Annotated in this window: 21 protein-coding genes and 1 other RNA gene; 4 read left to right on the plus strand and 18 right to left on the minus strand. The window is 40.8% G+C overall.

Annotated elements, in window-relative coordinates; all coding sequences use genetic code 11:
• Positions 1-7: 7 nt before the first annotated feature.
• Positions 8-925, minus strand: coding sequence for a hypothetical protein (locus tag ACHCNF_RS05460; RefSeq protein ID WP_408071777.1), 918 nt, complete (start codon positions 923-925; stop codon positions 8-10).
• Between the two features lie 230 nt (positions 926-1,155).
• Between ACHCNF_RS05460 and rnpB the strand changes: the two genes are divergently transcribed.
• Positions 1,156-1,501, plus strand: an RNA gene (rnpB, locus tag ACHCNF_RS05465) — RNase P RNA component class A.
• 168 nt (positions 1,502-1,669) lie between these two features.
• Positions 1,670-2,404 carry a S1 family peptidase gene (locus ACHCNF_RS05470; RefSeq protein ID WP_408071778.1) on the plus strand — a complete coding sequence of 245 codons (735 nt, stop codon included), beginning with the start codon at positions 1,670-1,672 and terminating at the stop codon, positions 2,402-2,404.
• 156 nt (positions 2,405-2,560) lie between these two features.
• Here ACHCNF_RS05470 and ACHCNF_RS05475 read toward each other — a convergent pair whose 3' ends face one another.
• The 8 genes from ACHCNF_RS05475 to ACHCNF_RS05510 form a co-directional block, all read right to left on the minus strand.
• A complete protein-coding gene (locus ACHCNF_RS05475; protein WP_408071779.1) occupies positions 2,561-4,213 on the minus strand; it encodes a nucleoside kinase in 1,653 nt (550 codons plus the stop codon).
• An 82-nt stretch (positions 4,214-4,295) separates the two neighbouring features.
• Entirely contained in the window at positions 4,296-5,135 is an 840-nt protein-coding gene (locus ACHCNF_RS05480; RefSeq protein WP_408071780.1) for a class I SAM-dependent methyltransferase, read from the minus strand.
• A gap of 12 nt (positions 5,136-5,147) precedes the next feature.
• Positions 5,148-6,359, minus strand: coding sequence for an RNA polymerase sigma factor RpoD (gene rpoD, locus ACHCNF_RS05485; RefSeq protein ID WP_408072198.1), 1,212 nt, complete (start codon positions 6,357-6,359; stop codon positions 5,148-5,150).
• 486 nt (positions 6,360-6,845) lie between these two features.
• On the minus strand, positions 6,846-8,624 hold the full coding sequence (gene dnaG, locus ACHCNF_RS05490; RefSeq protein ID WP_408071781.1) for a DNA primase: 1,779 nt from the start codon (positions 8,622-8,624) through the stop codon (positions 6,846-6,848).
• A gap of 68 nt (positions 8,625-8,692) precedes the next feature.
• Positions 8,693-9,697, minus strand: a complete 1,005-nt coding sequence (locus ACHCNF_RS05495) for a deoxyguanosinetriphosphate triphosphohydrolase (RefSeq protein ID WP_408071782.1) — start codon at positions 9,695-9,697, stop codon at positions 8,693-8,695.
• A gap of 174 nt (positions 9,698-9,871) precedes the next feature.
• The gene (locus ACHCNF_RS05500) at positions 9,872-10,177 is read right to left on the minus strand and encodes a hypothetical protein (RefSeq protein WP_408071783.1); all 306 of its coding nucleotides are present in this window, start codon (positions 10,175-10,177) and stop codon (positions 9,872-9,874) included.
• A 30-nt stretch (positions 10,178-10,207) separates the two neighbouring features.
• On the minus strand, positions 10,208-10,720 hold the full coding sequence (locus tag ACHCNF_RS05505; RefSeq protein WP_408071784.1) for a DUF6465 family protein: 513 nt from the start codon (positions 10,718-10,720) through the stop codon (positions 10,208-10,210).
• Positions 10,721-10,779: 59 nt separating this feature from the next.
• Complete coding sequence (locus ACHCNF_RS05510; RefSeq protein ID WP_408071785.1) at positions 10,780-11,190, minus strand: hypothetical protein; 411 nt, start codon at positions 11,188-11,190, stop codon at positions 10,780-10,782.
• A gap of 301 nt (positions 11,191-11,491) precedes the next feature.
• Between ACHCNF_RS05510 and ACHCNF_RS05515 the strand changes: the two genes are divergently transcribed.
• Positions 11,492-13,489: a methyl-accepting chemotaxis protein gene (locus ACHCNF_RS05515; RefSeq protein ID WP_408071786.1), complete on the plus strand. Its 1,998-nt coding sequence runs from the start codon at positions 11,492-11,494 to the stop codon at positions 13,487-13,489.
• Between the two features lie 14 nt (positions 13,490-13,503).
• Positions 13,504-14,502, plus strand: coding sequence for a substrate-binding domain-containing protein (locus tag ACHCNF_RS05520; protein WP_408071787.1), 999 nt, complete (start codon positions 13,504-13,506; stop codon positions 14,500-14,502).
• Positions 14,503-14,580: 78 nt separating this feature from the next.
• On the opposite strand, the gene ACHCNF_RS05525 is transcribed toward ACHCNF_RS05520, so the two are convergent.
• The 9 genes from ACHCNF_RS05525 to ACHCNF_RS05565 all read right to left on the minus strand — a co-directional run bounded on the left by ACHCNF_RS05525 (position 14,581) and on the right by ACHCNF_RS05565 (position 24,257).
• Entirely contained in the window at positions 14,581-15,030 is a 450-nt protein-coding gene (locus ACHCNF_RS05525; protein WP_408071788.1) for a hypothetical protein, read from the minus strand.
• Between the two features lie 4 nt (positions 15,031-15,034).
• Positions 15,035-15,172, minus strand: coding sequence for a hypothetical protein (locus ACHCNF_RS05530; RefSeq protein WP_408071789.1), 138 nt, complete (start codon positions 15,170-15,172; stop codon positions 15,035-15,037).
• 31 nt (positions 15,173-15,203) lie between these two features.
• Positions 15,204-17,273: a glycoside hydrolase family 3 protein gene (locus ACHCNF_RS05535; protein ID WP_408071790.1), complete on the minus strand. Its 2,070-nt coding sequence runs from the start codon at positions 17,271-17,273 to the stop codon at positions 15,204-15,206.
• Positions 17,274-17,283: 10 nt separating this feature from the next.
• Positions 17,284-18,816: a zinc-ribbon domain-containing protein gene (locus ACHCNF_RS05540; protein WP_408071791.1), complete on the minus strand. Its 1,533-nt coding sequence runs from the start codon at positions 18,814-18,816 to the stop codon at positions 17,284-17,286.
• Entirely contained in the window at positions 18,782-19,339 is a 558-nt protein-coding gene (locus tag ACHCNF_RS05545) for an SIMPL domain-containing protein (protein WP_408071792.1), read from the minus strand. The genes ACHCNF_RS05540 and ACHCNF_RS05545 overlap by 35 nt, the downstream gene beginning before the upstream one ends.
• Positions 19,340-19,531: 192 nt before the next feature.
• Positions 19,532-21,115 (minus strand): DUF6273 domain-containing protein, encoded by a 1,584-nt coding sequence (locus ACHCNF_RS05550; RefSeq protein ID WP_408071793.1) that lies wholly within the window; start codon positions 21,113-21,115, stop codon positions 19,532-19,534.
• 87 nt (positions 21,116-21,202) lie between these two features.
• A complete protein-coding gene (locus ACHCNF_RS05555; protein ID WP_408071794.1) occupies positions 21,203-22,690 on the minus strand; it encodes a zinc-ribbon domain-containing protein in 1,488 nt (495 codons plus the stop codon).
• Between the two features lie 50 nt (positions 22,691-22,740).
• Positions 22,741-23,817 (minus strand): zinc ribbon domain-containing protein, encoded by a 1,077-nt coding sequence (locus ACHCNF_RS05560; RefSeq protein ID WP_408071795.1) that lies wholly within the window; start codon positions 23,815-23,817, stop codon positions 22,741-22,743.
• Positions 23,818-23,837: 20 nt separating this feature from the next.
• Positions 23,838-24,257: a zinc ribbon domain-containing protein gene (locus tag ACHCNF_RS05565; RefSeq protein WP_408071796.1), complete on the minus strand. Its 420-nt coding sequence runs from the start codon at positions 24,255-24,257 to the stop codon at positions 23,838-23,840.
• Between the last annotated feature and the right edge of the window lie 78 nt (positions 24,258-24,335).

The following is a 24,335-nucleotide window of genomic DNA, read 5'->3' on the forward strand; positions in this document are numbered from 1 at the left end:
AAATAATTCAACGATGATCTTTCTCAAGCCTCCTCGATTTTTCGGCAAGAACTTTACCATTTTCATCCAGAATAGTGAATTCCACTTTGCCCTCAGCCGACCTCATCTGCCAGGGCTCGTAAAAACAGAACCAGTATTGATCCAGGGAAACGACCACATCATCCTCATAGATATCTCCGCCGGGGAATTTCGCTATAACCTTTAATTTGTACTCTTTATCAGGCTCTGCATTGGTGATATGAAAATGGACATAAAGCATCTTATTATTCTTAATCGGATTAACGCCATAGTCGAAAATAGATATTTTTTCCTTATTGCTTATCACCAATATCTCTACTGCAAGCTCTTGAAGCTTCTCAAATAATTCCCTGGAATCCTTGTAATCCGCCGCCATCAGATTAGAGATATACGTCTGGGTATCCGAATAGGTGATCTCAGGATTAGCAAGGACATACTGATACTGTGATTCAAGATTCATCCTGGCTGAATCTTTATAGTCTCCCAATTTTTCGAAAAACAGCTGCGCCCTGTAGTAGTGCTTTTGTTCAAACTCTTTACATGCCAGGCGATAATTGCACTCATTTATCATTTCCGGAGCGTCCTTATAATTATAGGCAGCAAGGAAAAACTCTACAGCATCAGAGTATTCCTCTTCTGCAAAGCACTCCTCTCCCACTTTATAGGAATACTTCTCCCTTAGATGTTCAGCATCCCTGAAATCCCCACATCGTTTCAAAATAGCCGCTGCTTTTCTGTAATCCCCCTGCAGGTATTTGATTTTTGCGGTGTGATAACTCTTATATTTATACGCTAATTCCCGGTGAGTACTAAAGAAAATAACTGTACCCGCGCAAACAGGCACAATACTCAAAAGACACAGCAGCAATATAGCTGCGAATTTAGAATTCCCAAACTTTTCTCTCATATCGATTTCCTCTTCCAAATTGATCTCGCGAACCTTCTGATAAGGCGAAGTGGTTTTTATTATTTCGTATATAAAACCACGTACAGTACATGAGTTTATCAGCAGTTCACGAATGTTCCCTATTTTTAAATTATAATAATTTACGGTTCTCCGAACAATACTTTGATATAAAGTATTTACGGGAAAAATTTGCTTGACATAATTTTTTTCACTGATAAAATGCATATGTATGAGCAGGACAAATGATCGCGGCCGCAAGTCCCGAAAGGGCGCGGGTGAGGAAAGTCCGGGCTTCGTAGGGCAGGATACCGGATAACGTCCGGCGGAGGTGACTCCCGGGAAAGTGCAACAGAAAACAACCGCTCTTTATGAGTAAGGGTGAAAAGGCGGTGTAAGAGACCACCGTGCAGATGGTAACATCTGTAGCCATGTAAACCCTATCCGAAGCAAGACCAAAAAGAAAACCATGGGCCGGCCCGGTCCGTTTTCAGGTAGGTCGCTTGAGGCTGTCGGCAACGGCAGTCCTAGATAGATGATCATTCTCGACATAACCCGGCTTACAGGCCTGCTCATATAAAAAAAATAAAAAGCAGTGTTTATTCCTGATAAAGGTGTTTAGAATCTCATTATTTTTCAGGAAGGATAAACAAATTCATCATGCGTTTCCATAAAATACCCGTATTATTTTTCATCATAATTATTATTCTTAATGTTTTTCCATTAGAAGCATATGCTCAGGGTCCCATGCCGGATGAACTTGCAAGGGACATGATCGACTGCAATGCTTTTACCGTTCCAATATCAGAGAATTCCCCGCAGACTGAAGATAGCCTTATAAAAACTGCTCTTCGCGTTCGTCCGTCCACGGTACAGATTCAGGTCGGTTCCGAATACGGAACAGGCAACATCATTTCTATTGATAGCGACAATATTACGATCATAACCGCTAAACATGTAGTTAAAACCTGGGACAACGCCAAAGACAAATATGTGATTTTTTATAATGGTGATGTAGCCGAAACAGACCTCATAGCCACAGATGACTACTACGACGTAGCTGTAATAACAGTAAAGACCGCCGATGTGGAAGTACACAATCTGATAAGACTAAAAAGTGTGGCCCTCGATCAAGCGGTCATGGAATATTATGACAGTATAAAAAATGAAGTGGTCTTTTCCCTTAATTCAGAGCATGTCGTTAACGCCAGGGAAGTCCAGACCTATGATTACTATGGAAAAAATACCGGCATAGGCAGCAAATATATCTATGGCCCTGTTATAAATCCGAACATCATGGTAAATGATTACGGCTATAACATGATCTATGTCAAATGCGAAGCCTTTGGCGGTATGTCAGGCGGCGGTGTATTTGACATAGACGGCAATTACGTAGGAATGCTTGTGGGCGGCTCCGAGAAAAAAGAGATGGTCGCAGTCAGACTTTCCGATATCGAGAAACTACTCTCGTCTCTGGAGTAAAAAGCTCCGAGGTGTCCATTTAGAAATGTGCTGTTCTCGGAGGAGGATGATGATTTTCAAGAGGAGAGCTCTCTTCATTTATGAGTCTTAGAAAATCACACCACAGACGAAAACAAGCATTTGTAAATGGACATCCCAGAGCCGGGCGTAATATTTTTAAACCTTGAAGCAGCTTCCGCCCACAAACTCTCTGGTCAGAGAATTCTTGGGAAGTGTCTGTGAATCCACAGCCACGAAGTAATCAAGGAACTTAAGAAGACGCTTTGCCTCGAAATATTCCGGTTCGTCAGGCCTTATGGCAAAAAGCAAAGGCTCTGCATACTGTTTTAATACTGCAAGCTCGTAAATCTGAGCGGAATTGAACATCTCATCCGCACCTTCCTGGAAGGGGAAGATGTTGAGGTGTTCTCCTCTTCTTACGGAATCCCACATGGCGATGGTGTGCTTAGCAGATGCTCCGCGTGTTCTGGCATCTCTTACTATTCGTCTTATGAGACGTCCGTCTGTTGTGGGAATTCTGTTGTGTGCATCAACGCTCAGAGTTGTAAGCGCACTTATATAAATCTTGAACTTTGACTCAGCAGGAAGAGCATAGCTCATCTTTTCATTAAGGCCGTGAATACCCTCGATAACAAGGACATCGCCATCCTTTAGCTGCAGGAAATCTCCGTTCATTTCACGTTTTCCCGATACAAAGTTAAACTCAGGCATCTCAACTCTCTTGCCATTTAAGAGATCTACCATATCCTTATTAAAGCGCTCTACATCAAGAGCCTCCAGGCATTCAAAGTTGTAGCTTCCATCCTCATTAAGAGGTGTGTCAACCCTGTTTACAAAGTAATTATCAAGGCTTATGGGATGAGGATTAAGGCCATAGGTCTTCATCTGAATTGATAGTCTGTTGGCAAAGGATGTCTTACCCGAGGAGCTTGGTCCTGCGATCATAACAAATTTTACGCCCTTGCGCTCATAGATTTTCTGCGCAATCTCGCCTATACGTCTCTCCTGCAGAGCCTCCTGAACCAGCATAATATCATTAAATTCACCGCGGCAGATTGCATCATTAAGATCACCAACCGTGTCAATTCCCATCATCTCGCCCCACTTTGTGGAACGGTCCATCTCACGGAAAAGCTTCTCTCTCGGTTCGCTGTCAGTGAGCTTGTCAGGGCTCCTTCTTGAAGGAAGGTGAAGCAGCAGTCCGTCATGATATTTTTCCACTCTGAACCACTTTACATATGAGGTGTTGGGAAGCATGTATCCATAGAAATAGTCTCCAAAATCCTCCAGCTTATAGACGTTGACCTCAGAGCTTCTTCTGTATCTGAAAAGTCTTACCTTATCATCAAGACCTTCCTGTCTGAAAATCTCAACTGCGTCAGTAAGAGGGTATCCCTTCTTGGTAATAGGAAGAGCAGCATCCACCATCTCCTGCATGCGGCTTTGCACCTTGGATGCAAATTCCTCCGTAACCTCATAGTCACCTCTTATTCTGCAGAAAATCGCATTGCCGATTTTGTACTCAACCTTGGTTCTGACAGTCTGCTTTTTGATAACATCACGCACCGCCTTTATGAGCATCATAATAGCCGTCCTGGTATAGGTATTACTGCCTATCTCGTCAGCTGTTGTTATAAAAGAAAGCTTTTCATCTCTGTCAACTTTTTTCATAAGTTCACGAATTCTGCTGCCATAAACTACAGCAACAATCTGATTATCATATTCACTCTGATAATCCTTCGCTATGGTCTCAAAGGTCGTACCCTTTTCGTATTCTTTTTCTTTTCCTTCTATCAAAAGCTTAGGCATGTCATGACCTCCATAAGATAAAGATTAATATTACAATCAGACTTTGTCTCATGTTCGAATATATTAGATCAGTGATAAAAACTCAGTCATACATATTCAGCACTATTGTAATATCGTTTATTTTATCCATAATATCATTTATTCTTCCGGTATGCTCATTTTCAGAAAGTTTTAATAAAATTCCGCGTAAAATCTCCTGCTCATGCTCAAGGTATCTGCGCAGGGTCTCATCTCTTTTTAAGATAAGTGAAGGCCCAAATCTGTCGCAGATTCTCATAGCCTGATCCCGTGTAATGAGTGTACCTGCTGCCTTATCTGCGCCTGCTGATTTGTGGGATTTTTCCAAATTGTGAGCTTCTGATACAACTCCTGAAGATTCGCATATTTTTGTCACCGCTTTTTCGTACAATGAATTGGAATCATCCTCGCTGACTCTGACGCTCATAGCCACATAATACTTTCCATCTTCAAATATCTCAGCCTCATCCTCTATGAAAAATCGCTGAATTCTGAGATATTCCCTAAAAAGCCTAAGATCCGACTGAGGCTGCAGGATCATTCTCTCCACGCCTTTTTCACGGGGACAGCCATCCTCAAGGATTCTCTTCATAAGGAGTCCTCCCATACCGGCGCAGATTATGGTCGTGGCATCTCCCTTCTCAAGCTTCTCCATGCCATTTGAGAGCCTGGTTTCTATCCTGCCCTCAAGACCGTATTCTCTTATGTGCTCCTCTGCTCTCTCAAGGGGTCCCTTGTTTATGTCCATTGCAATTGCATGTTCACATACATTTGAATTAATAAGATAAATCGGAACGAATCCATGATCCGTCCCGATATCACAGACGCATGCAGAACTCTTTACGAGCCCTGCAACTGCGCCTAACCTTTTCGAAAGCAAAATATTTTTTGCGTTACTACTCATTATTCAAGCCTTTCAATCCAGATAATCCTTAAGCTTTCTGCTGCGGCTGGGATGACGAAGCTTACGGAGCGCCTTAGCCTCAATCTGTCTGATACGCTCACGTGTTACGTTGAACTCCTTACCAACCTCTTCAAGTGTTCTTGCTCTTCCGTCATCAAGACCAAATCTCAGACGAAGAACCTTCTGCTCACGCTCTGTCAGAGTTCCGAGAACCTCAACGAGCTGCTCCTTAAGAAGTGTAAATGCTGCAGCATCTGCAGGTACAGGCACGTTATCGTCCTGAATGAAATCACCAAGATGTGAATCTTCCTCTTCACCGATAGGCGTCTCAAGTGATACCGGCTCCTGTGAAATCTTCAGAATCTCGCGTACTCTCTCTACAGGTATACCCATTTCCTTTGCAATCTCTTCAGGTGTGGGTTCGCGCCCCAGCTCCTGCAGTAACTGTCTGCTGATACGGATGAGCTTGTTGATGGTCTCAACCATATGCACAGGGATACGAATTGTTCTGGCCTGATCGGCTATGGCACGGGTGATGGCCTGTCTGATCCACCATGTAGCATAGGTTGAGAACTTGAATCCCTTACGGAAATCGAACTTCTCAACAGCTTTTATAAGACCGAGGTTACCCTCCTGAATAAGGTCAAGGAAAAGCATTCCTCTACCAACATATCTCTTGGCAATACTTACAACAAGACGAAGGTTAGCCTCAGCAAGGCGTTTTTTAGCCTCATTTCCCATATAGGAAACGCTGTGAAGCTGCTTCTCATCATAATCCTTAACTCTCTCGTAGGCTTCTGCTTCCTCCTCCTTGACATCAAGGCCTTCAATACCGCCATTTGCAAGGATGCGCTCAGCCATCATACCATCTTCCATCTGCTGTGCAAGGTCAATTTCCTGATCTGCTGTAAGAAGCGGCACCTTACCGATTTCCTTAAGGTACATACGAACCGGATCCTCGATGCTTATACCATCAGGCACGGACAGATCGATATTCTCCATATCAACCTCGTCCTCATCTCCCAGTACAACACCGTCATCATCCGGGATATCAACGTCCACATCATCTTCCATTCTGATGATATCGATTCCTGCGCTCTCAAGCTGTTCAAGAACCTTATCCAGGTTGTCCTCATCAAGGTTGAGGTCTTTTAAGAAATCACTTATCTCATTATAGTCAAGTGTGTTCTGCTTTTTCTTACCAAGTGCCAGAAGCTCTCTGATTTTCTGAAGGAATCTCTCTTTGGTCTCCTCATCAAGCTCAGATGAAGATGTAGGAGCCTTGGGCTCGTTCTCAGCCTTTTTAGCTGCGCTCTTGGCTGCCTTAGTTTCCTTCTTCTCAACTGTCTTGGCAGCTTTTGTTTCCTTTTTCTCTGCCTTATCTATTGTCTTTTCAGCGACTTTCTTCTCTGCCGCCTTCTCAGCAGACTTCTTTGCGGTTGTCTTTTTCTCAGCTGTATTCTTCTCTGCTGCCTGCTCCTCAGTAGCTTTCTTAGCTGCGGTCTTCTTTTCAGCTGTCTTTCCTGCAACCTTCTTTGTTACTGTCTTGGCCTCATCGTCAGCTGTCTTAATAACAATTTTCTTTTTTGTAGTTGTCTTCTTCTCAGCTGCCTTTGCCGCTGTCTTTTTTACTGTGTCCTTTGCCGTGTCCTTCTCTGCTGCCTTACTTGTCTTCTTCTCTGCCACTTTATTTCCTTCCTTTCATATAACTTACGCGTCCAGAATTATCTTAGCTCTAGAGAGCTCTTCCAAGGTTCTCTTTCCTTCAAGAGTGACATTCCACCTCTCAGGTGCATCGCTTGCCATATCTGACAGAACCTTTTCAAAACCAGATTTTTTTATGTCATAGAGAATATCCCGCATCGCTTTTTCCCGCTCATCTTTAGTTTCCACCTTAACAAGGTTAGTATTGAAAAGCTCTGCTACTTCTCTTTGTTGTTCTTCATCTGTAAAATGGTTCATGACCTTCGCAGGGTCAAAGCTGCCATCATCAAGTCCCTTCCACATCTCATCAGCGATGCTTCTATACAGGTCATCTGCAAAGTCACCCGGCTGTATCCATTTTTTCACGGAACTAAAAACTCCAGGTTCATCAGCCAGCCACGTTATCAACAATCTCTGCGGTTTCCTTGAAGGATTTTCCTTGATCATATTTGCAGCCTTCATTGGCTTTGGTGTGCTCTTGGTTTTTACAATACCACCCTCTGCCGCAAGTCCTGCCACAAGTTTATGAAGGTCATCTGCACTTATCATATATCTCTGAGCGACAGCCTCGAGGTAATTCTCTCTCTCCACAGCTTCCGTAAATTCACAGAGTTTTTTTCCTATAAACCTGTGAAACTCGGTTTTCTCCGCGGGATCGCTCATGTCGAATTCCTTTTCCTTAACTGCTATCTCAAAGAAAAATGGATTCTCTGCTTTTTTTATTCTCTCCTCAAAGGCTTCCCGCCCCTCATTTTTGATAAATTCATCAGGGTCCTTGTAGGGTTTTAGATTCAAAACCTTGCCCTTAAGTCCTGCGCCTTTAAGTATCTCAATTCCCCTAAGTGCTGCACTTGTTCCCGCACCGTCACTATCGTAGGACAGGATTACCAGATCCGTGTATCTCTTAAGGAGGTTCGCTTGCTGCGGAGTAAATGCGGTACCAAGAGAAGCCACAGCCATGTTAAAGCCTGCCTGATGCATGGCGATTACATCCATGTATCCCTCGCAGATTATGATGTAGCCTGCTCTGGCGTTCTTGGCATAATTAAGTCCGAACAGATTCCTGCTCTTGTCAAATACCATGGTCTCAGGAGAATTTAAATACTTTGGCTTGCCATCTCCCATGACTCTGCCACCAAAGCCTATGACCTTGGAATTCGCATCCAAAATCGGAAACATGACTCTGTTCCAAAATTTATCATGGGTTCCGTATTTTTCATCGTGAGAGGCAAGTCCCGCCTCTATGATAGCAGCGTCATTGTAGCCCTTGCTCCGAAGGTATTTTACAAGGTCATCGCTTGTGACATTTGAATATCCAAGTCCGAATTTCCTTATGGTCTCATCAGATAAAGCTCTGTCTTTAAAGTACCTGAGGCCTTTTTCACCTGCCGGTGTCTTTAACTGATAGACATAATACTTTGCAGCCTCTTTGTTGATCTCAAGCATTGTCTGGCGCTTATCGCGCATCATACGGGCCTGCGGTGATTCATCCTCCTCGGGGAGTTTCACTCCTGCCCTGTCAGCCAGGGCCTTCATCGCTTCTCCAAATGTTAAGTTGTCATATTTCATCAAAAAGGAAAAAACGTTGCCACCTACTCTGCATCCAAAGCAGTAAAACATCTGCTTAGACGGCGAGACACTAAAGGATGGCGACTTTTCATTATGAAAAGGGCAAAGTCCCACATAATTGGCACCGGTACGCTTCAGACTCACGTACTGGCCGATTATGTCAACGATGTCGCTTCGGGATCTGACCTCTTCGATGATCTCGTCTGAGTATCTCATCTTGCTTACCTGTTTATATAGTACATTTTTCGTATATTAGTTGTTCCGGCTATATGCGTAGCTCTCTGTCACAGTACTTCCCAGCTCTTGGGCACGAAGTACTCGTGGAATCTTGCTATCGCAAAGCGGTCTGTCATGGAGCTGATAAAATCACATACCAGTTTTTCCTTGGGCTGTGAATCCCTCATCCTTTTAAGATATTCGGGCAAAAGCTCCTCGTGATCCATGTAATACTGATACAGTATTTTAATTAAGTTCTCTGCCTTCCCCTCCTGGCCCTTGGCAACAGGATTGGTGTAGACGCTTTCAAACATAAAATTCCTAAGCGCCATAAGTGCATCCCAGACCTCTTCGGACATGACAATATCATTCCTTCCGGAACTGGTCTCGACAATATCATGGATAAAAGTATCGAGCCACTTGCCGTTCGATTGTCCAATAACTTTACGAATGCTCTCGGGGACATCAGATTCCTTAAGAATACCACCGCGAATAGCATCATCCATATCATGATGAATGTATGCAATCTTATCAGATAGTCTTACCACTCTCCCCTCAAGGGTCATGGGCGTAAGATCCATTTCATGATTAATGATTCCGTCCTTAACCTCAAATGTAAGGTTCAGTCCCTGGCCATCCTTCTCAAGAATCTCAACTGTTCTGAGACTCTGTTCATTATGCCTGAAACCGTAAGGGCAGACTTCATTAAGGGCTCTCTCCCCCGCATGCCCAAAGGGTGTATGTCCCAGGTCATGTCCAAAAGCTATGGCCTCTGCAAGATCCTCGTTGAGCTTAAGCGCTCTGGCAATGGTCCTGGCGTTCTGAGCAACCTCAAGGGTGTGCGTCATTCGCGTTCTGTAATGATCTCCATCAGGGGTTAGAAAAACCTGCGTCTTATCCTTAAGTCTTCTAAAAGACTTGGAGTAGAGAATCCTGTCTCTGTCCCTCTGGAAACAGGGGCGGATATCACAAGGTTCCTCGTCATTTTCCCTTCCTCTGGAATTCATGCTGAGTGTTGCATATGGACTTAGGTTAAGCCTTTCTCTGTTTTCTAAGCTTTCCCGTATTTTCATACTAAAAACTCCTCACTTTATCTATATTCTGCGGTATTTTGACATTTCCTTTTTTTATTTTTCAAAAAACAATAATAAAAATGGCTATGCCTTAAAAAGTAATATGCACCATGTGTTTGCTGCCATCTTAGAAAAAAATCGGCTGCCGCCAAAAAAAGCAACAGCCGATCATGATCATTCCCAGTTTCCCGATTCAAATTGCGCATTAATCCAAGCGATGGCCTCTTCGAAGCCCTCTTCTGTAATCTCAAATTTCTCCGATATCTTCTTCTCATCCTCTGTGTCAAAGCAGCTGTAGGGCTCAGGCCAGACCGTCGCCATAAGCCTCGCCTCAGGATCTCTCTGATCCACAGGCGTAAAGAACACGTTTTCAAGCGGTTCTCTCGCAAGGCGGTAGCGCATGCCCTTGTAGCTCCCAAAAAAAGCCTCGCCATATTCATAATGTCTTAGATTGAAGAAGGTCTGTTTCTCTATTGCCATAAAATCCTCGTAATTAAATAATGTTGTTTTTTAGAAAGTGTACTTCCCGGTTTCCTTGTGGTTTACCACATAGTAGGCGGTGTTTTCCTCGGGCTTTAAGTAAATCTGAAGCTCTCTGATATCAGTAAGCTTGTGGCCCGCTGCAACATACTGCTCGCGTATGAGCTCGGCAATATCCTCAGTCCTTACCTCATAGTCCTTGTACTGTATGAAAAATTCTGTCTTCGAAGCCTTCTTCGCGTTATTTTCTGCAATATCCTTGGTTGCTGCCTTAACAGCTTCCGCAGCTTTCTCGCTTTGTTCCTTTATAACCTTGGTTGCAGGAGCAGTTCTCTTTTTCACCTCATTTATTACAGGCTCTGCCTTCTCCATCACATCCTTCAAAACAGGACCGCTTTTTTCAACAACTTCATCAATAACGGGCTCTGCCTTTTCCTTAGCCTTCTCTAAGTAAGGCTCTGCCTTTTCAACATAAGGCTTTGCAGCTTCCGTTACATTTTTGGCGATGTCCATGATTTTGTCTGTAGTTGTCTTTTTAGCCATTTTTCATACCCTCCCATAATTCACTCCTGCCATTATAGCCGGTAGTGTTAGTTTTTATATTATCTGAATGTGTTCATAAATTTTGCAAGTGGTCCAACCGCATCCTGGAGATCCTTAATGCCCTGATTTAATCCATCGAAATCAATCTGGGACATTTTTTCAAGAGAATCGGTGAGAGTCTTGCCGTTTTCATTGAGCATGGCATTGATGTTGTCGCCGCTGGATTTAAGTGCCTCTGCCATTTTATCTATATTTTCTATCGTAGCCTCTGCCTTGCCAAGCGTCTCATCCGCAGCAACTGCTGCCTGTTCAACCTTATCAAGTGTACTTATAACCTTGGGAACTACCATAAATATAGCAAATACGACAACTGCCGCGATCACAACCACCAGTAAGGTCCTGATTCTTTGCAGCTTATAGCTCTTTTCGGAGTTTAACGCTATTTTTTTTAACAGTTCTTCATTTTCCATAGTAATCCCCCTTTTACAAACCTTGTAACAACACTTTGCCCAGGCTGATGCAGATATATTAAGTATAGCCTTATAACCGGCAACTTGCAATTAAGTTCGTTGCCTACTTGATACATTTTTTCGTAATTTTTTATGCAAATTTAAGGATATCTATACAGATTTTTATAGGGGTTTGTGCTAACTTTAAAGGTAACATATAGTATATTGCTCTTTTTGCATAATAGCTCTATTTTCCCGCATTCGTCATTGTAGTAGAACAGAGCAATATTAATTATTTTCCTTTGCTTATGAGGAGGGCATTATGAGCGAAAAGCCTGTAAAAATCCGCAGAAGCGGAAAAATCAGGAACAAACTGCTAATCTACATTGTTCCTATCGTAGTTATCACGATTGTGACTCTTGTAGTCATCGCTACAACTATGTCTGAAAAGCGTATGACAGAGCTTGCAACGTCTAACCTTAATTCATCAATTTCCAACCAGGCCAATAACATTGAGTCATGGCTGAATGAAAATCTTGAATTCTTCAAAACTGCCAAGCAGGGCATTGAAGGTCTAAATCCCAATGATGAAGAGCTTCAGAAACTTCTTGACTCCTACTATGATTACAACAGTAATTCTCCGGAAGGTCTTCATATCGCTACAGCTGACGGCAAATTCATCAAGCCCACTGAGTCTGCGCTTGAAGAAAACGATCCCACATCTTCTACCTGGTATAAGCAGGGACTAACCCGTGCAAACATGCAGTACGGAACTGCTTATAAGAATGCCGAAGGTCAGAACGTTGTCAGCGCTGCTGCCATCATTACTTATGGCGATGACTCCATAAAGGTCATTTCAGCCGACGTTACACTTGAGAAAATAAGCATCATCGTTAACTCCGGTGTAAAGATGGACAAGGCCAGTTCTTTCCTCGTAGATACTAACGACAACACAATTCTCGCTCACAGAGATACTTCTCTTGTGTCCACAACCCTTGGATCAGACAGCAGCAACAAGCTTATGAGCGGTGTTGCTGAAGCCATAAATAATCAGAATTATGCTACAAGAAAAATCGACACATATTATGTAGCCTTCAAGGAAATCAAAGGAACTGACTGGGTTCTCGTTTCATACATTGCACAGGATGTAATTCTGGCAAGCGTACAGGAACTTGGTAATTACCTGATAATCACAGGTGTTGTAGCAGTCATCCTTATCATTGTTCTAATCCTGTTCGTAGTCAACAAGGTAATTGCTCCTCTTGCAGGCATCACCAAGAGCATACATGCAATGAGCGAAGGTGACTTCACTATTGAAGTCAAGCAGGAAAGCGATGATGAAATCGGTGTTATGAGCGGAAAGATTGCTGAGTTCGTAGATAGCATGAGGCATATGCTTTCCAGTATCAGTGCAGAATCCGAGAAGTTGAAACAGGAATCCGAGACTTCTGATTCCGTATCAAAGGATATGTTCAGTGCATCTCAGTCCCAGGCTGAGGCCATGCAGCAGCTGAATGAAACCGTTGACCAGCTGGCTATCGCCGTAGGTGATATTGCAGAGCATGCGACCACTCTAGCTACTGTAGTTGCAGATACAAGAGACAATTCCGGAAAAGCAGACGAAGCCATGAAGGAAACAGTTAAGGTTTCCCTCAAGGGTCGTGATGATATGGAGAAGCTTTCACACGCTATGGAAGGCATCCAGACAGCTAACAACAACCTTGTTGATGCCATTAACGAAGTTGGAAAAGCATCTGAAGAAATCACCAATATTGTAAGCATGATTGCTGAGATTGCCGAAGAGACCAATCTCCTGTCCCTCAATGCCTCCATCGAAGCTGCCCGTGCCGGTGAAGCAGGTAAAGGATTTGCAGTTGTTGCAACTCAGATCGGTAAGCTTGCTCAGACAAGTTCCGAGAGTGCAACAAACATTTCCAACCTCATCGCTGATGTACACAGACTGATCGATGAAGCTGTCGGACAGGCAAATGCAAGTGCTGAAAGCATAGAGAAAAACAGCGAGCTTATAGGTGTTGCTGTTGAAACTTTTGATCAGATTTATACCAATATTCAGGCATCCAACGCCTGCATAGAGGAAATGATCAGAGATGTACAAAAAGTAGATGATGTAGCAACCAATGTAGCTGCCATTTCCGAAGAGCAGGCAGCAAGTGCTGATGAGATACTGGCAACCTCACAGAATATGGTTGAACAGGCAAAGAACATTTCCAGGAACAGTGAAGATGTTGCTAACAACTCCCACGAGCTTGCAAACACATCTGACACTCTTACTTCCCATGTTCAACAGTTTAAGATTTAAGAGGAGGTCTTATCGTGAAGAAGAATATTTTTACTAAGATATTAAGTATCGCAGCGGCATTTATGCTGACTGCAATGACCATCACAGGATGCGGAAGCTCCTCTTCCGGTGGTGGAAATACTAACGGCGCAGGTGTCAAGGTATTTTTCTCGACTATCACTCTTGATGACTTCAAAGAGCTTATTATGAACTCCGTAGCTGACACAGGAGCAAAAGCAGGCGTAACTGTAGATCTCGGTGCACCATGCGCTACTGTTGATGAGCAGGTAGCTCAGATCCGCGACGCTGCAGCAAAAGGATATAATGCAATAATCTGTAACCCTGTAGATACAGACACTGCACTTCAGCTTGAAGTTGCAGCAGGTGATATTCCGATCATTTTCACCAACTCCCAGCCGGGCGAGGATCACCTTACTCCCGACAAGTATATCTATGTTGGAAGCTATGAAATTGATGCCGGTACAATGCAGGCTGAATATGTCTGGAACAAGCTTGGAAAACCCGGATCATTAAATATTGTTATATTCCAGGGCCAGCCCGGACATCCCGCAGCAACTGCAAGAACCAAAGCTATCAAGAAGTACTTCAAAGACAATAATGTAAATGCCAATTATGTATTTAACGATACAGCTTATTGGGATACAGAAAAGGCCGCTGCAGGCTTTAAGACATTCCTCAAGACAGGCCAGCCCTATGACGCAGTTATCTGCAACAATGACTCAATGGCCATCGGTGTTGTTCAGGCCATGAACGAACTTGGAATAGACACCTCTGCAGTTCCTGTAGTAGGTATTGATGCCACAGTTGACGGCTGCCAGTCAATCCTTGACGGCGGCATGCAGTTCACAGTTCTTCAGTCTGCATCAGGTCAGGGTGCAGCCTGCATTGAAGCAGCTATCGCTCTTGCAAAGACAGGTACAGTCAAGGATGTGGAATACGTTACCGACGACCACATGTATGTGTGGGTTCCATTCTCCCCTGTAGATAAGTCCAACGCAGCATCGGTGAAGTAACGCCGGGGAAAGATAATACGGGGTACCATAGCTTAAAGTAGTACGGTGCACCATAGTATATATTCAGCTCCACCCTCATTACGCTTCGCGTATAATCGGTTGGAGCCGAACATATACTATGGTGCACCTTATTTTTTTGATTGCACTTGGGTTTGGACGTTTATTCTTTTCAACATGATCATCTTTGTCCAAACCAATAGATATATCCTCTGAAATAAGTGGAAGCCTGAATTTAACCGACTTTATCCATTGCCCTACCGGTGTCTTGTCCTCATAAATGTTAACCTCACTGATAATCTGTTCTATAAAGTCTCTTCTTTCCTGCTGATCCATCTTATCAATATACTTATCAATATAGATGATAGCCTTATAAACATTATCTACAGACATTTTATCAGCAATAACGGTCTTTCTTTTGGCTCTTGCATCCATGATAAGATTCTCGAGTTCTTCAATCTTATCATAAATCTTGTAAAGCTGCCATTTATCCGGATCATATGAGCCGTAGCGGCTTTTAACATCGTTCATTCTATCAACGATGCTCATCAAAAACATCGGTCACCGACTTATATTCAGGTTCGGGAGCATTCTCCGCTAATAAACTTAATCCAATTTCATTAAGAAGTGCTTCTATTTCCTGATTAAAATCTTCATCTGAAACTACCGGCATACCAATCTTTTTTAATATATCTTCAACTGTTTCATGACTTATGATTATCTCCCTGTAAATACAAAAGCATTTCATCTGCAGACAAGCCATTAGCAAATATGCTCTTATAGTCCTGCATCTCGACGATATAATCGTCCAATGAGCAATTTCCATAATCTTCAAATAAGCTCAGAAACTCTTCTTTCGAAATTGGGATTTCATTATTATCTTCATCAAAAGTAAAGAACTCAAAAATGTACTCGCCGTCTGTCCCATTTTTAACTTCCGATTTCATGAAAACTGAAGCTGATTCTATTTTCCCATCAAGAAGCTTACTAAATGAATAGTACTGAACGCTTCCTGCTCCATCTACGGAATTCATAAGGATATATCCATGTTTTGGATAATACGAACAGGTTCCGTGATACCACCCAGGCGTAAAATCCAAGTCAACAATCTGATCATTATGATATGTATAGATCGTCCCTATTCCATCTATATCATCCTCTACCGCAAGCTCCGGGATTTCATTATCATCAATATATATGAGGCTGTAGCTAAATTCGCCCATTAGATCAAAATCAACATCAGTAAGTGAACCTTTCTCATGATTTTGTGTTGATTTTATAGTTGTGATATATGCCTCTTTCCATTCCTTATCTGCAGTTTCATCATATATATCATTAATTTGTTCATCAGTTTTCTCATTAATTACACCTGATACATCTTTATCCAATTCAGGAGCATCCTCCACTAACAACCTGCTCATTTTCAATTTCAGGATTCTTCTTACAGACTCATCTATCCTGTCTTTGGTTATTCTTCCCTCGTTAACTGCAGCCAGGACAGCCTCGTAACAGGGGATTACGTCCCCTGACATAAGCAGCATGTCACACCCAGCTTCAATAGCCAGGACGCCTGACTCTCCTAAACTGTAATGCTCGCTGATGGCTCCCATGCCAAGAGCGTCAGTAATCACCACTCCATCGTAGCCCAGTTCCTGTCTTAGAAGCTCTGTCACTATCTTATAAGATAATGATGCCGGCGTATTATCTCCTGTAATCTTAGGAGTTGAAATATGGGACACCATGATAAAATCAGCGCATCCGTCCGCACCATCTTTGAACGGAATAAGCTCACATTTTTCCAATTCTTCAAGTGTCTTATATGAATACGCATATCCTTCATGAGAATCTTCTGAGGTGTTACCATGTCCGGGAAAATGCTTATAAGTAGTCAGTATCCCAGCATTCTTCAGTCCATTAGCATAAGTCCGTGCCATACGTGCAACTTCATCAGGGTCGGAACTAAATGACCGGTCTCCTATTACAGTATTATCTGCATTTGTGAATACATCTGCATCAGGAGCAAAATCAGTATTAAATCCCAAATCAGCAAGGTAGCTGCCGATATAGTTCGCTGACTCGCTGACAGCCTCTTCGCCTCCGGACTGAGCTACTTGATACATCGGTTCTATTTTTTTGACACCGAAAACCTCCTGGTTTCCAACCCGGAGTACTCTGCCACCTTCCTCGTCTATCCCAAGAAAAACAGGAATACCTGTTGCCTCAGTTGCATAATCCTGTGTGTCCTTTAATAATGCTTTAGTCTGTGCCGGATTCTGAAGGCTTCCCGATGAATAGTAAAGTCCTCCCACCGGAATATCATCATATTTTTCTTTGGATATTTTCCCAAACTCGGTAACCTGCTGCTTTCCAGTCAGCCCCTCTGGAGTTGTGAACAATAACTGTGCAACCTTTTGCTCAATTGACATTTTCTCCAAATATATCTCGATATCATCAGAAACTGAATCCTGCCTTGTATCAAGTTCCTCTGCAGGTTGATCCTTTATTTTTTCTGCAGCATTATCTTCATAATCGCTTTCACGAATATCTGAAGTATAAGTCTCATCAGATATAGCATCTTCCCTAATCATGTTATCTTCCGCATCAGATGTATTCTGATTTAATTCCTCTATGGAGCTTTCTTGTAATGAAGCTGCATCAGAACGATCATTTTCTTCTGCATTTTTGCCACATCCAATAATACAAGAAATAAGCATGATCAAAATAACGCATTTCAAGTGCTTGCGCACACTTCCAATATCATCTTGTTTCATCATTTGTTTATTATTACTCATCATATTCACAAATATATCCTATACTCCCAGGGTATATAGCAGTAATATCTTCAGGAATATCATTAAGATAAAATCTATCTTCACTTTTCCTATAGAACATCTCCAAATAAGCCTCTATCTGATCATCTGATCCAAAGCCGGGTTCTCCCTGAAACCACATGGCATCATACTTCGCATTATCGTTTACAGATTCGTCCCAAAAGGTTCCATCTTTTTTTATCCAATAGTATTTGTCATAATCATTTGCATCAGGGTCTCTTCTTCCGCCTATGTAATAGGCTTTCTCTACATGATTTTCTCTTCTAATCTGATCACATATAGCTTCAAATTCTTCCTGCGAATTGATATGAGCAAGATAACCACCCTTTGTAATACAATCCAGGTAAGCGTATGTCCATGTGACATCACCCACTATTATTTCGTATCTATGAATTGACTCATCTTCCGTTTCGATTACAGGAGTACTATTCCTTAAGTAAGCATCCGAGAACTCATACCGCATATATGTAATACTGTAGCCATCAAAAACACTTTCTTCGTTTTCTTTCACTTCAAAAAATGCTTTTCCAATGACGGGTATACCTTCTGCATTTTTCTCATATTCGGGACTTTCAAAAGCTCCATCCTCATTAGTGTACATCTCAAATTCAAGTTCCCATTCACCACCATCTTTTTCCTGAGCCGATAGCATATCGCCCAAATACGGCCCCATATTTCCTGCCTCTCCATAAATATACACACAATAATCCTCAAACAGATATGAAGTGTATTCTCCATTTTTTAGAGCAAACTTTTCAAAGTTATCATCGGAAGTCAGATTCGTATCGGCAGTTGCAGAATAAATGTATCTTTTAAAACCATCCTTCGACATCCATACATGAGTACCAATCCCATACCAATCAGCTTCATCTTCATTTAAACTGTTCAAGAAACGCTGCTCGGTTGCTGAATCTACGGTGGTAGTCAGTTGGTTCATAACCGTTTCATCATAAGGATTAGCTGAAAACGCCAGCATAGTCTTAAGATCATCAATAGTCAGATCGTGTTTATCATCGTAATTACAAGTAAAAACCGCCGCTTGTTGCATCAAGTCTTTAAGATTATTACATTTTTCAAAATCAACATTGGTATCTTCTTTATCTGTTACAACATTATCCTCACTTTGGGATTCTTCAGCTACCATCTGGACAGATTCAGCAGGATCGCTATTATCAGCGTTAGACTCTATTTCTGTATTTTCATAATTATTGGCACTGACTTCAGCAATGCTTTCTACATTATTTTCCGCATCATTTCCATTATGCTTAACAGCAATAGCAACTACAATGCAGATAACGACAAGCACACCAACAGCTCCGGCAATCAGATACTTTACCGGGATAGTCCTGTTTTCTGCTGCTGAGTGATCATCATCCACTTTTTTGTCTGACGCATTACCGCTGTTTATCTTTTTTAGCTCAGTTCCGCACTTAGGACAGAATCTGGCATTATCACTTATCTTTGCACCACAGTTTTTGCAAAACATGTCTACTCCTTTTGATGCGAGCCACCAAAAAATTATCGAGACCCTTTCTTATCACTTTACATAGTAATCTTCCGGTGTAATAATACTCACAGTTATAGGAACTGAATTCTATCCCTTTTTCCAACAAAACAGATACTTCCCTCGATACTCTCTCCACCTTATCTATATCGCTTGATGTAACCTGTATGCTCTGGGTAGGCCTGTAGCCATCGGATTCCTCTCCTACACGATTTCCATTTGTATCATAGATGTTATGCGTTTTTTCGCTTATATTTATCGCATTGAACTGCATCTCGTCTTCCGTGATTCCATTATCCAGCAGGAAACTCTTAACTGTTTCTACATCTTTCTGAATCTGGTTGTATGCTGCAGTTGATGTTGATGCCTCTGCGCAAAAGCTCCCGGACCACTTAACCAGGTCCGAAGTAAAATCAACGCTTGCTGATCCGGTTGCAATTATTGTGTGCTCCCTGTTTGATCTGAACATATAAAGACCGCAGGCCATAGCTGCTGCACTTAGCACAATACAAACACCAATTATTAATGGTGCTAACACCATTCCCTTTTAGTCACCTTATTATCATTAATAATATTTTCACCCATTTTTTCTCCTTTTATGCTAAAACTCATCTGTATCGGTAATATGCTGCCTATATGAACAATGTTCATTTATTGGATGTATTCAATTTTTCTTTATAGAATCACATATAAAAACTCAATTAACATAAATCCATAAAACAGGACGAACATTATTTGCGATATGTACGGAAATATCAGTCAGAGTTCCATCTGAGTCAATGTACACAGCAGCACCATTAGGAAAATTTTGCGTCCTAAGCCACCATTTGCATTCACTGAAAATTTGTTTTCCCATGGCATAATCTGTAGCATAGCATATTCTATCATTAGCACTCTCAAAATACTTTTCAGCCTCATCATAGCTTAAAAGAAATACTTTATCCGATGATGTATTATCATGTTTACTCGTTTCACTCCATTTTTCATAGTATGACCATGCATCATGAGTGGTATTATTAACGGTCACTATCAACTCCCTCTCTGCATCCGTAAACGCCACATTATAGAATTCACCATTCAGCCATCTTCTTAAACTACATAATACCCATTCCACCTTTTTTTGTTCCTTATGGTATGGCTTATAATCAAGAGCATATTTGCTTATAGCTAATATGCCGTACCTTCCATCGTTATCAACTTTAGCTTTGTCCAATACAAGCCACTCAATATCCTCTGTTCCATCTGATAAATCGTTGTTCTGCTCATATTTTCCAAAAAATATATAATCTCCTATTTTCGCGTCATTAAAACGATAATTAGTATTTTGAGTCTCTGTATAATCCTCAAGCTGAGATTTTTCCTTTAGCTCTAAATCATTTTCACTATCCTCAACTATATCTTTCTCCTTTGGAGCAAAATCATTTAACCCGTACCATTTTTGAACCATTAGTGATTTTTCACTGATAGTTTCTGCATTAGCTGTAATATACTTTGCTAATTCATCATATACATGATTATCAATTCTATAAGGAAAAAAAGTCACCAATGCATAGCCTGGCACTCCCTTGATATTTGATTCAATACATTTATAATTTACTTCACATTTCTCGCCACTATCAGATATAAAATACGAATGACTCTTATTCTCAACTTGTATCTGAGTAAACAATTCAGACTGGCTATCCATGATTAAGAACGGAATGAAAAAATCATTTTTATCCTTGTACCATATCTCACCTTCCTTAAACATAATTACATTATTAGCATCCATGGGAATATCAGCGCGTACATCTATAGAATAAAACTCATTTTCATCGTGATTTATATATTTAAACTCGCATTCATTCACAGAAAAACGTTGAGGATCATAAGTTGCATATGGAAAGTTGACCAAGCCATCCCCAAAATCAAAAATGCCTTTATAATTCCTGGGAATATCCTTTTTATTTATATAATGGTCAAACCCAATTGAATAAACTCTAAAACTGTCTGCCCTATCCTCAAGCTTAGATACTTGTTCATTCAATAGCTCACTTATACTCTTATAATCTTTTGTAGTACGTATTTTATATGAGAATATTCCAAATGCAACAAAAGCCACCACAATAATTGCGATACACGCAATAACTGTACACCAATCTTTCGTTGCACATCTTAAACTCTTTCTATCATTTGAGGCTTTTGGGGATTTCTTACCGATTTCAATAGTGACTTTTTCTCCGCACACCTCGCAGTATGTACTGTCATCTGATATCTTTGAGCCACAGTTATTGCAATACATTCTTACTCCTTTTGATGAATTTCACTGCTAAAGTTCACTTTAATACAGTTTAGTTGAACAATGCTCTAATAGTACGCATTCCATTGGCTAATCCAACATGTATTTTGATATCAGGTCTTCTATACCATGACCTTTAAAATCATTAATAGTAATGTAAACCCAAGTCGGCTCTTTACTATTTACTCTCATTTTTTGCGCTATGATAATTCTATTATAACCATTAAAACCATAGTCCACCCTAACATAGTCTTTGCCATTAATTTTATATAACTCAACCTTTTCACCTTCCATAATGATCCCATTTCTTTCACGCACTTCATCAGCATTTACTATATATGAGAATGGTTGAGGTATATCTTGAACTAAATCATCGCTAAAATTGAAATTTATTGTTATTCCTCTATCTTTATCGCTCCATTGACTCCCACGATATAGTCCGAGTCCGGCAACATTTGTTATTTCTAATGGGTCAGTTGTCCAACTCACATCCGAGACAATATCAATATTTAAAGATGTGAATACACTATCTGGATAATAGTCATATATTGCTTCTATTTTTTTATTAGATTTATCTTCATCTTGTACATTAGCTTCTTCAGATTTTTTACTCTCTGGGGAATCTATCAAAACACTATAAAAACCATTATCTCTTTCAAATCTTAATTTGGAATATTGGGCTGATTCATCTTCAGAATAAGGAAGAACCTTATTTAACAGATGTTTAATATTGCTATTTGCATCTGAACCATCAGTAAAACACTGTACCTGATGCCAATTATTATCTCCTATATCTAAATAAATATATATTTCTCGCGTTATATATTGATTTTTATATTTTGCATCAAGTATTAAGATTGATGAATCACTATTACGGTATAATGTCACATTCTCTTTATCATTTATAACTTCATTTAGTATAATCGGATTTAAATCATGGCTAATATCTGTTATTTCATGATTAATACCCATATTTTTGTATTCCAAACTCCCAAAAATATCTAATTGTACCTTATCAATATCATATCTAACAAATTTATAATCTTGTAATAGCTCTCCATATGTGTACTCATTTTTTTCACTACTTGCATAAATTATATTAGCTGTGTCATCAGTAATACTTTTCGATTCATCTGCTGATGATAATATAGAATCAGATTCTAACATCACATCTTTGTTTTCTTTTGGTTCTTCTCCAGCAGGATCATTACCCATCCACATTTGTACATTATCTTCATTTTCTTCTATTTTATCTTGCGTAGTAGTATTATCTGATTCATACAAAGAAGACGCATTTTCCACATCACTACTTTCATCTACATGCGCACTGTTTCCTATCCTTGAACTTATATCGTCTTTTCTTCCGTCCAATGAAAAGAAAACCAAAGCAATTAAAATACCAACCACAGATACAGTTCCTGCTATTAGCCATGACTTTATGGAAAGACTTTTTCTTCTTTTTCTAACACATTGTGTATTTGTTATATTCTTAGTGTTTTCATATATTATTTTTTCTCCGCAAACTTCGCAATATACACTATCATCCGCTATCTTTGCTCCACAGTTTTGACAATACATTCTTTTCTCCTTTTGCTACACACGTTAGAATTCCAACTAATAGAATAAGGCTAGTTCCCAAACAGCTTATCCTTTATTCCATCAATAGCATTGTCAAGATCTTCATTACCGGTGGATATTCCAATATTACTACCATCAGAATCTTCGCCACCAAGATTAATGCTTAAACCTATACCACTGTCGTCAGAACCATCTCCGCCAAGGTTAATATTTAAGCCAGTTCCACTTGACTTATTTTTAAGTTCCTCCGGGTCTTCTCCCTTCTGTCGAGTAAGTTCGATCTTCTTACCATACAATTCAAGAGTCAGTCTGTTTGGACCATCCCACTCATAACTGACAGGTATTGAAGCAGAAACCATCAGAACCTTAACATTTAAGGACATCGAATTATTGCCGGATAACGAATATGAAAGTGCATCACTTCCAAGGGAAACAATTCCTGCTGACTCTGATACAACCACTGCGCCATCCTTGGTAAATGCCAATTTTGTCCCATTACCAAGTGTTTTTATGAATGTATATATTCCCTTCTCTGTTGCATCATCCATATTAAAGTCGGATTCATTAACATTCTGAAGTGCTGATACTCCCCATACACCTACAACAGTGAACCTGCTTAGATAAAATATGAATGCAGCTATTCCAATGACTGATACGGTAAGCAAGGCACCTACTATATTTCCAACCTTTACTTTCTTCCGCTCTCTAGGCGCACTAACTTTTAGGGATTGACTGGCAGTTGCTTTTTTTGAAGTATTATTACCTTCTGAAAAGCTAGTAATATTATTAGTTGACGGAGTATGTGCCGTCTCACTTTTTGAGGTCATTTTTACCGCTTCGCTTTTTGCTGCCAGTCTCTTGTCTTCCGCGTTCTTAATACTGGTTGAAATAGACTCTGATGCTTCAGATGCCTTTTCAGAAATCTTTCCACCAATTTCAGCAGCCTTTTGTCCAAGTACTCCGGCGCCATCCTTTAGTTTGTTAAGATAATCCTGGGCCACCTCTGCGCCATCAGTTTTTGCCGTTAGGCTGTTACTTTTCAGTTCAATCCCTGTTCTTGATCCACATTTAGGACAAAAAGCTGCGTCTACCCTCAGCTCTTCTCCACATACTTCACAATATTTCATGTTATCTTCGCCTCATATAATCACAATTTATATCCACAGCTTATGCAGAATACGTCATCATCATTAAGCTTGGTTCCGCACTTGGGACATATTTTTCCTGCTTTAACCAGCTCAGTTTCAAGCTTGCCCTGACTTGCTCCGCATTTATTGCAAAAAGCACTGTCTATAGGAAGTTCCGCTCCGCAGCTCTCACACTTGCGAAGCCCCCTGGAAGCCAGCTGTTGTTTCTCGGTATGATCAGTTTCTTTTTCATTTTCCTTAAGCTGCTTAATCAACTCTGCATATGGCGTGGATGACATATCTTCGTCTTTGTTTACTTCAACAAATTTTTCACCTATGCTTCTGATAATCCTGATTTTCTGCGCCTTGAGCTCGCGTAATTTTTCCTCATACTCATCGACCGGCTCTGCTTTTACCTGTGGTTTATCAAATAATCCCATTTTTCACTCCTTCCTTAGTGTAACGAGAAATGTGCAATATAGCGTTAATTTTCTAAAAACACAATAGCACTCTTTAAA

The organism is Butyrivibrio sp. NATIVEDY162 (assembly GCF_045999815.1).
Classification (GTDB): Bacteria; Bacillota; Clostridia; order Lachnospirales; family Lachnospiraceae; genus Butyrivibrio.

Bases quoted from the DNA above. Each gene is read 5' to 3' on its own strand.
- ACHCNF_RS05460 (WP_408071777.1), bottom strand. From the start codon at position 925: ATGAGAGAAAAGTTTGGGAATTCTAAATTCGCAGCTATATTGCTGCTG.
- ACHCNF_RS05470 (WP_408071778.1), top strand. From the start codon at position 1,670: ATGCCGGATGAACTTGCAAGGGACATGATCGACTGCAATGCTTTTACC.
- ACHCNF_RS05475 (WP_408071779.1), bottom strand. From the start codon at position 4,213: ATGCCTAAGCTTTTGATAGAAGGAAAAGAAAAAGAATACGAAAAGGGT.
- ACHCNF_RS05480 (WP_408071780.1), bottom strand. From the start codon at position 5,135: ATGAGTAGTAACGCAAAAAATATTTTGCTTTCGAAAAGGTTAGGCGCA.
- dnaG (WP_408071781.1), bottom strand. From the start codon at position 8,624: ATGAGATACTCAGACGAGATCATCGAAGAGGTCAGATCCCGAAGCGAC.
- ACHCNF_RS05495 (WP_408071782.1), bottom strand. From the start codon at position 9,697: ATGAAAATACGGGAAAGCTTAGAAAACAGAGAAAGGCTTAACCTAAGT.
- ACHCNF_RS05500 (WP_408071783.1), bottom strand. From the start codon at position 10,177: ATGGCAATAGAGAAACAGACCTTCTTCAATCTAAGACATTATGAATAT.
- ACHCNF_RS05505 (WP_408071784.1), bottom strand. From the start codon at position 10,720: ATGGCTAAAAAGACAACTACAGACAAAATCATGGACATCGCCAAAAAT.
- ACHCNF_RS05510 (WP_408071785.1), bottom strand. From the start codon at position 11,190: ATGGAAAATGAAGAACTGTTAAAAAAAATAGCGTTAAACTCCGAAAAG.
- ACHCNF_RS05515 (WP_408071786.1), top strand. From the start codon at position 11,492: ATGAGCGAAAAGCCTGTAAAAATCCGCAGAAGCGGAAAAATCAGGAAC.
- ACHCNF_RS05525 (WP_408071788.1), bottom strand. From the start codon at position 15,030: ATGAACGATGTTAAAAGCCGCTACGGCTCATATGATCCGGATAAATGG.
- ACHCNF_RS05530 (WP_408071789.1), bottom strand. From the start codon at position 15,172: ATGCCGGTAGTTTCAGATGAAGATTTTAATCAGGAAATAGAAGCACTT.
- ACHCNF_RS05535 (WP_408071790.1), bottom strand. From the start codon at position 17,273: ATGATGAAACAAGATGATATTGGAAGTGTGCGCAAGCACTTGAAATGC.
- ACHCNF_RS05540 (WP_408071791.1), bottom strand. From the start codon at position 18,816: ATGTTTTGCAAAAACTGTGGTGCAAAGATAAGTGATAATGCCAGATTC.
- ACHCNF_RS05550 (WP_408071793.1), bottom strand. From the start codon at position 21,115: ATGTATTGCAATAACTGTGGCTCAAAGATATCAGATGACAGTACATAC.
- ACHCNF_RS05555 (WP_408071794.1), bottom strand. From the start codon at position 22,690: ATGTATTGTCAAAACTGTGGAGCAAAGATAGCGGATGATAGTGTATAT.
- ACHCNF_RS05560 (WP_408071795.1), bottom strand. From the start codon at position 23,817: ATGAAATATTGTGAAGTATGTGGAGAAGAGCTGAGGGTAGACGCAGCT.
- ACHCNF_RS05565 (WP_408071796.1), bottom strand. From the start codon at position 24,257: ATGGGATTATTTGATAAACCACAGGTAAAAGCAGAGCCGGTCGATGAG.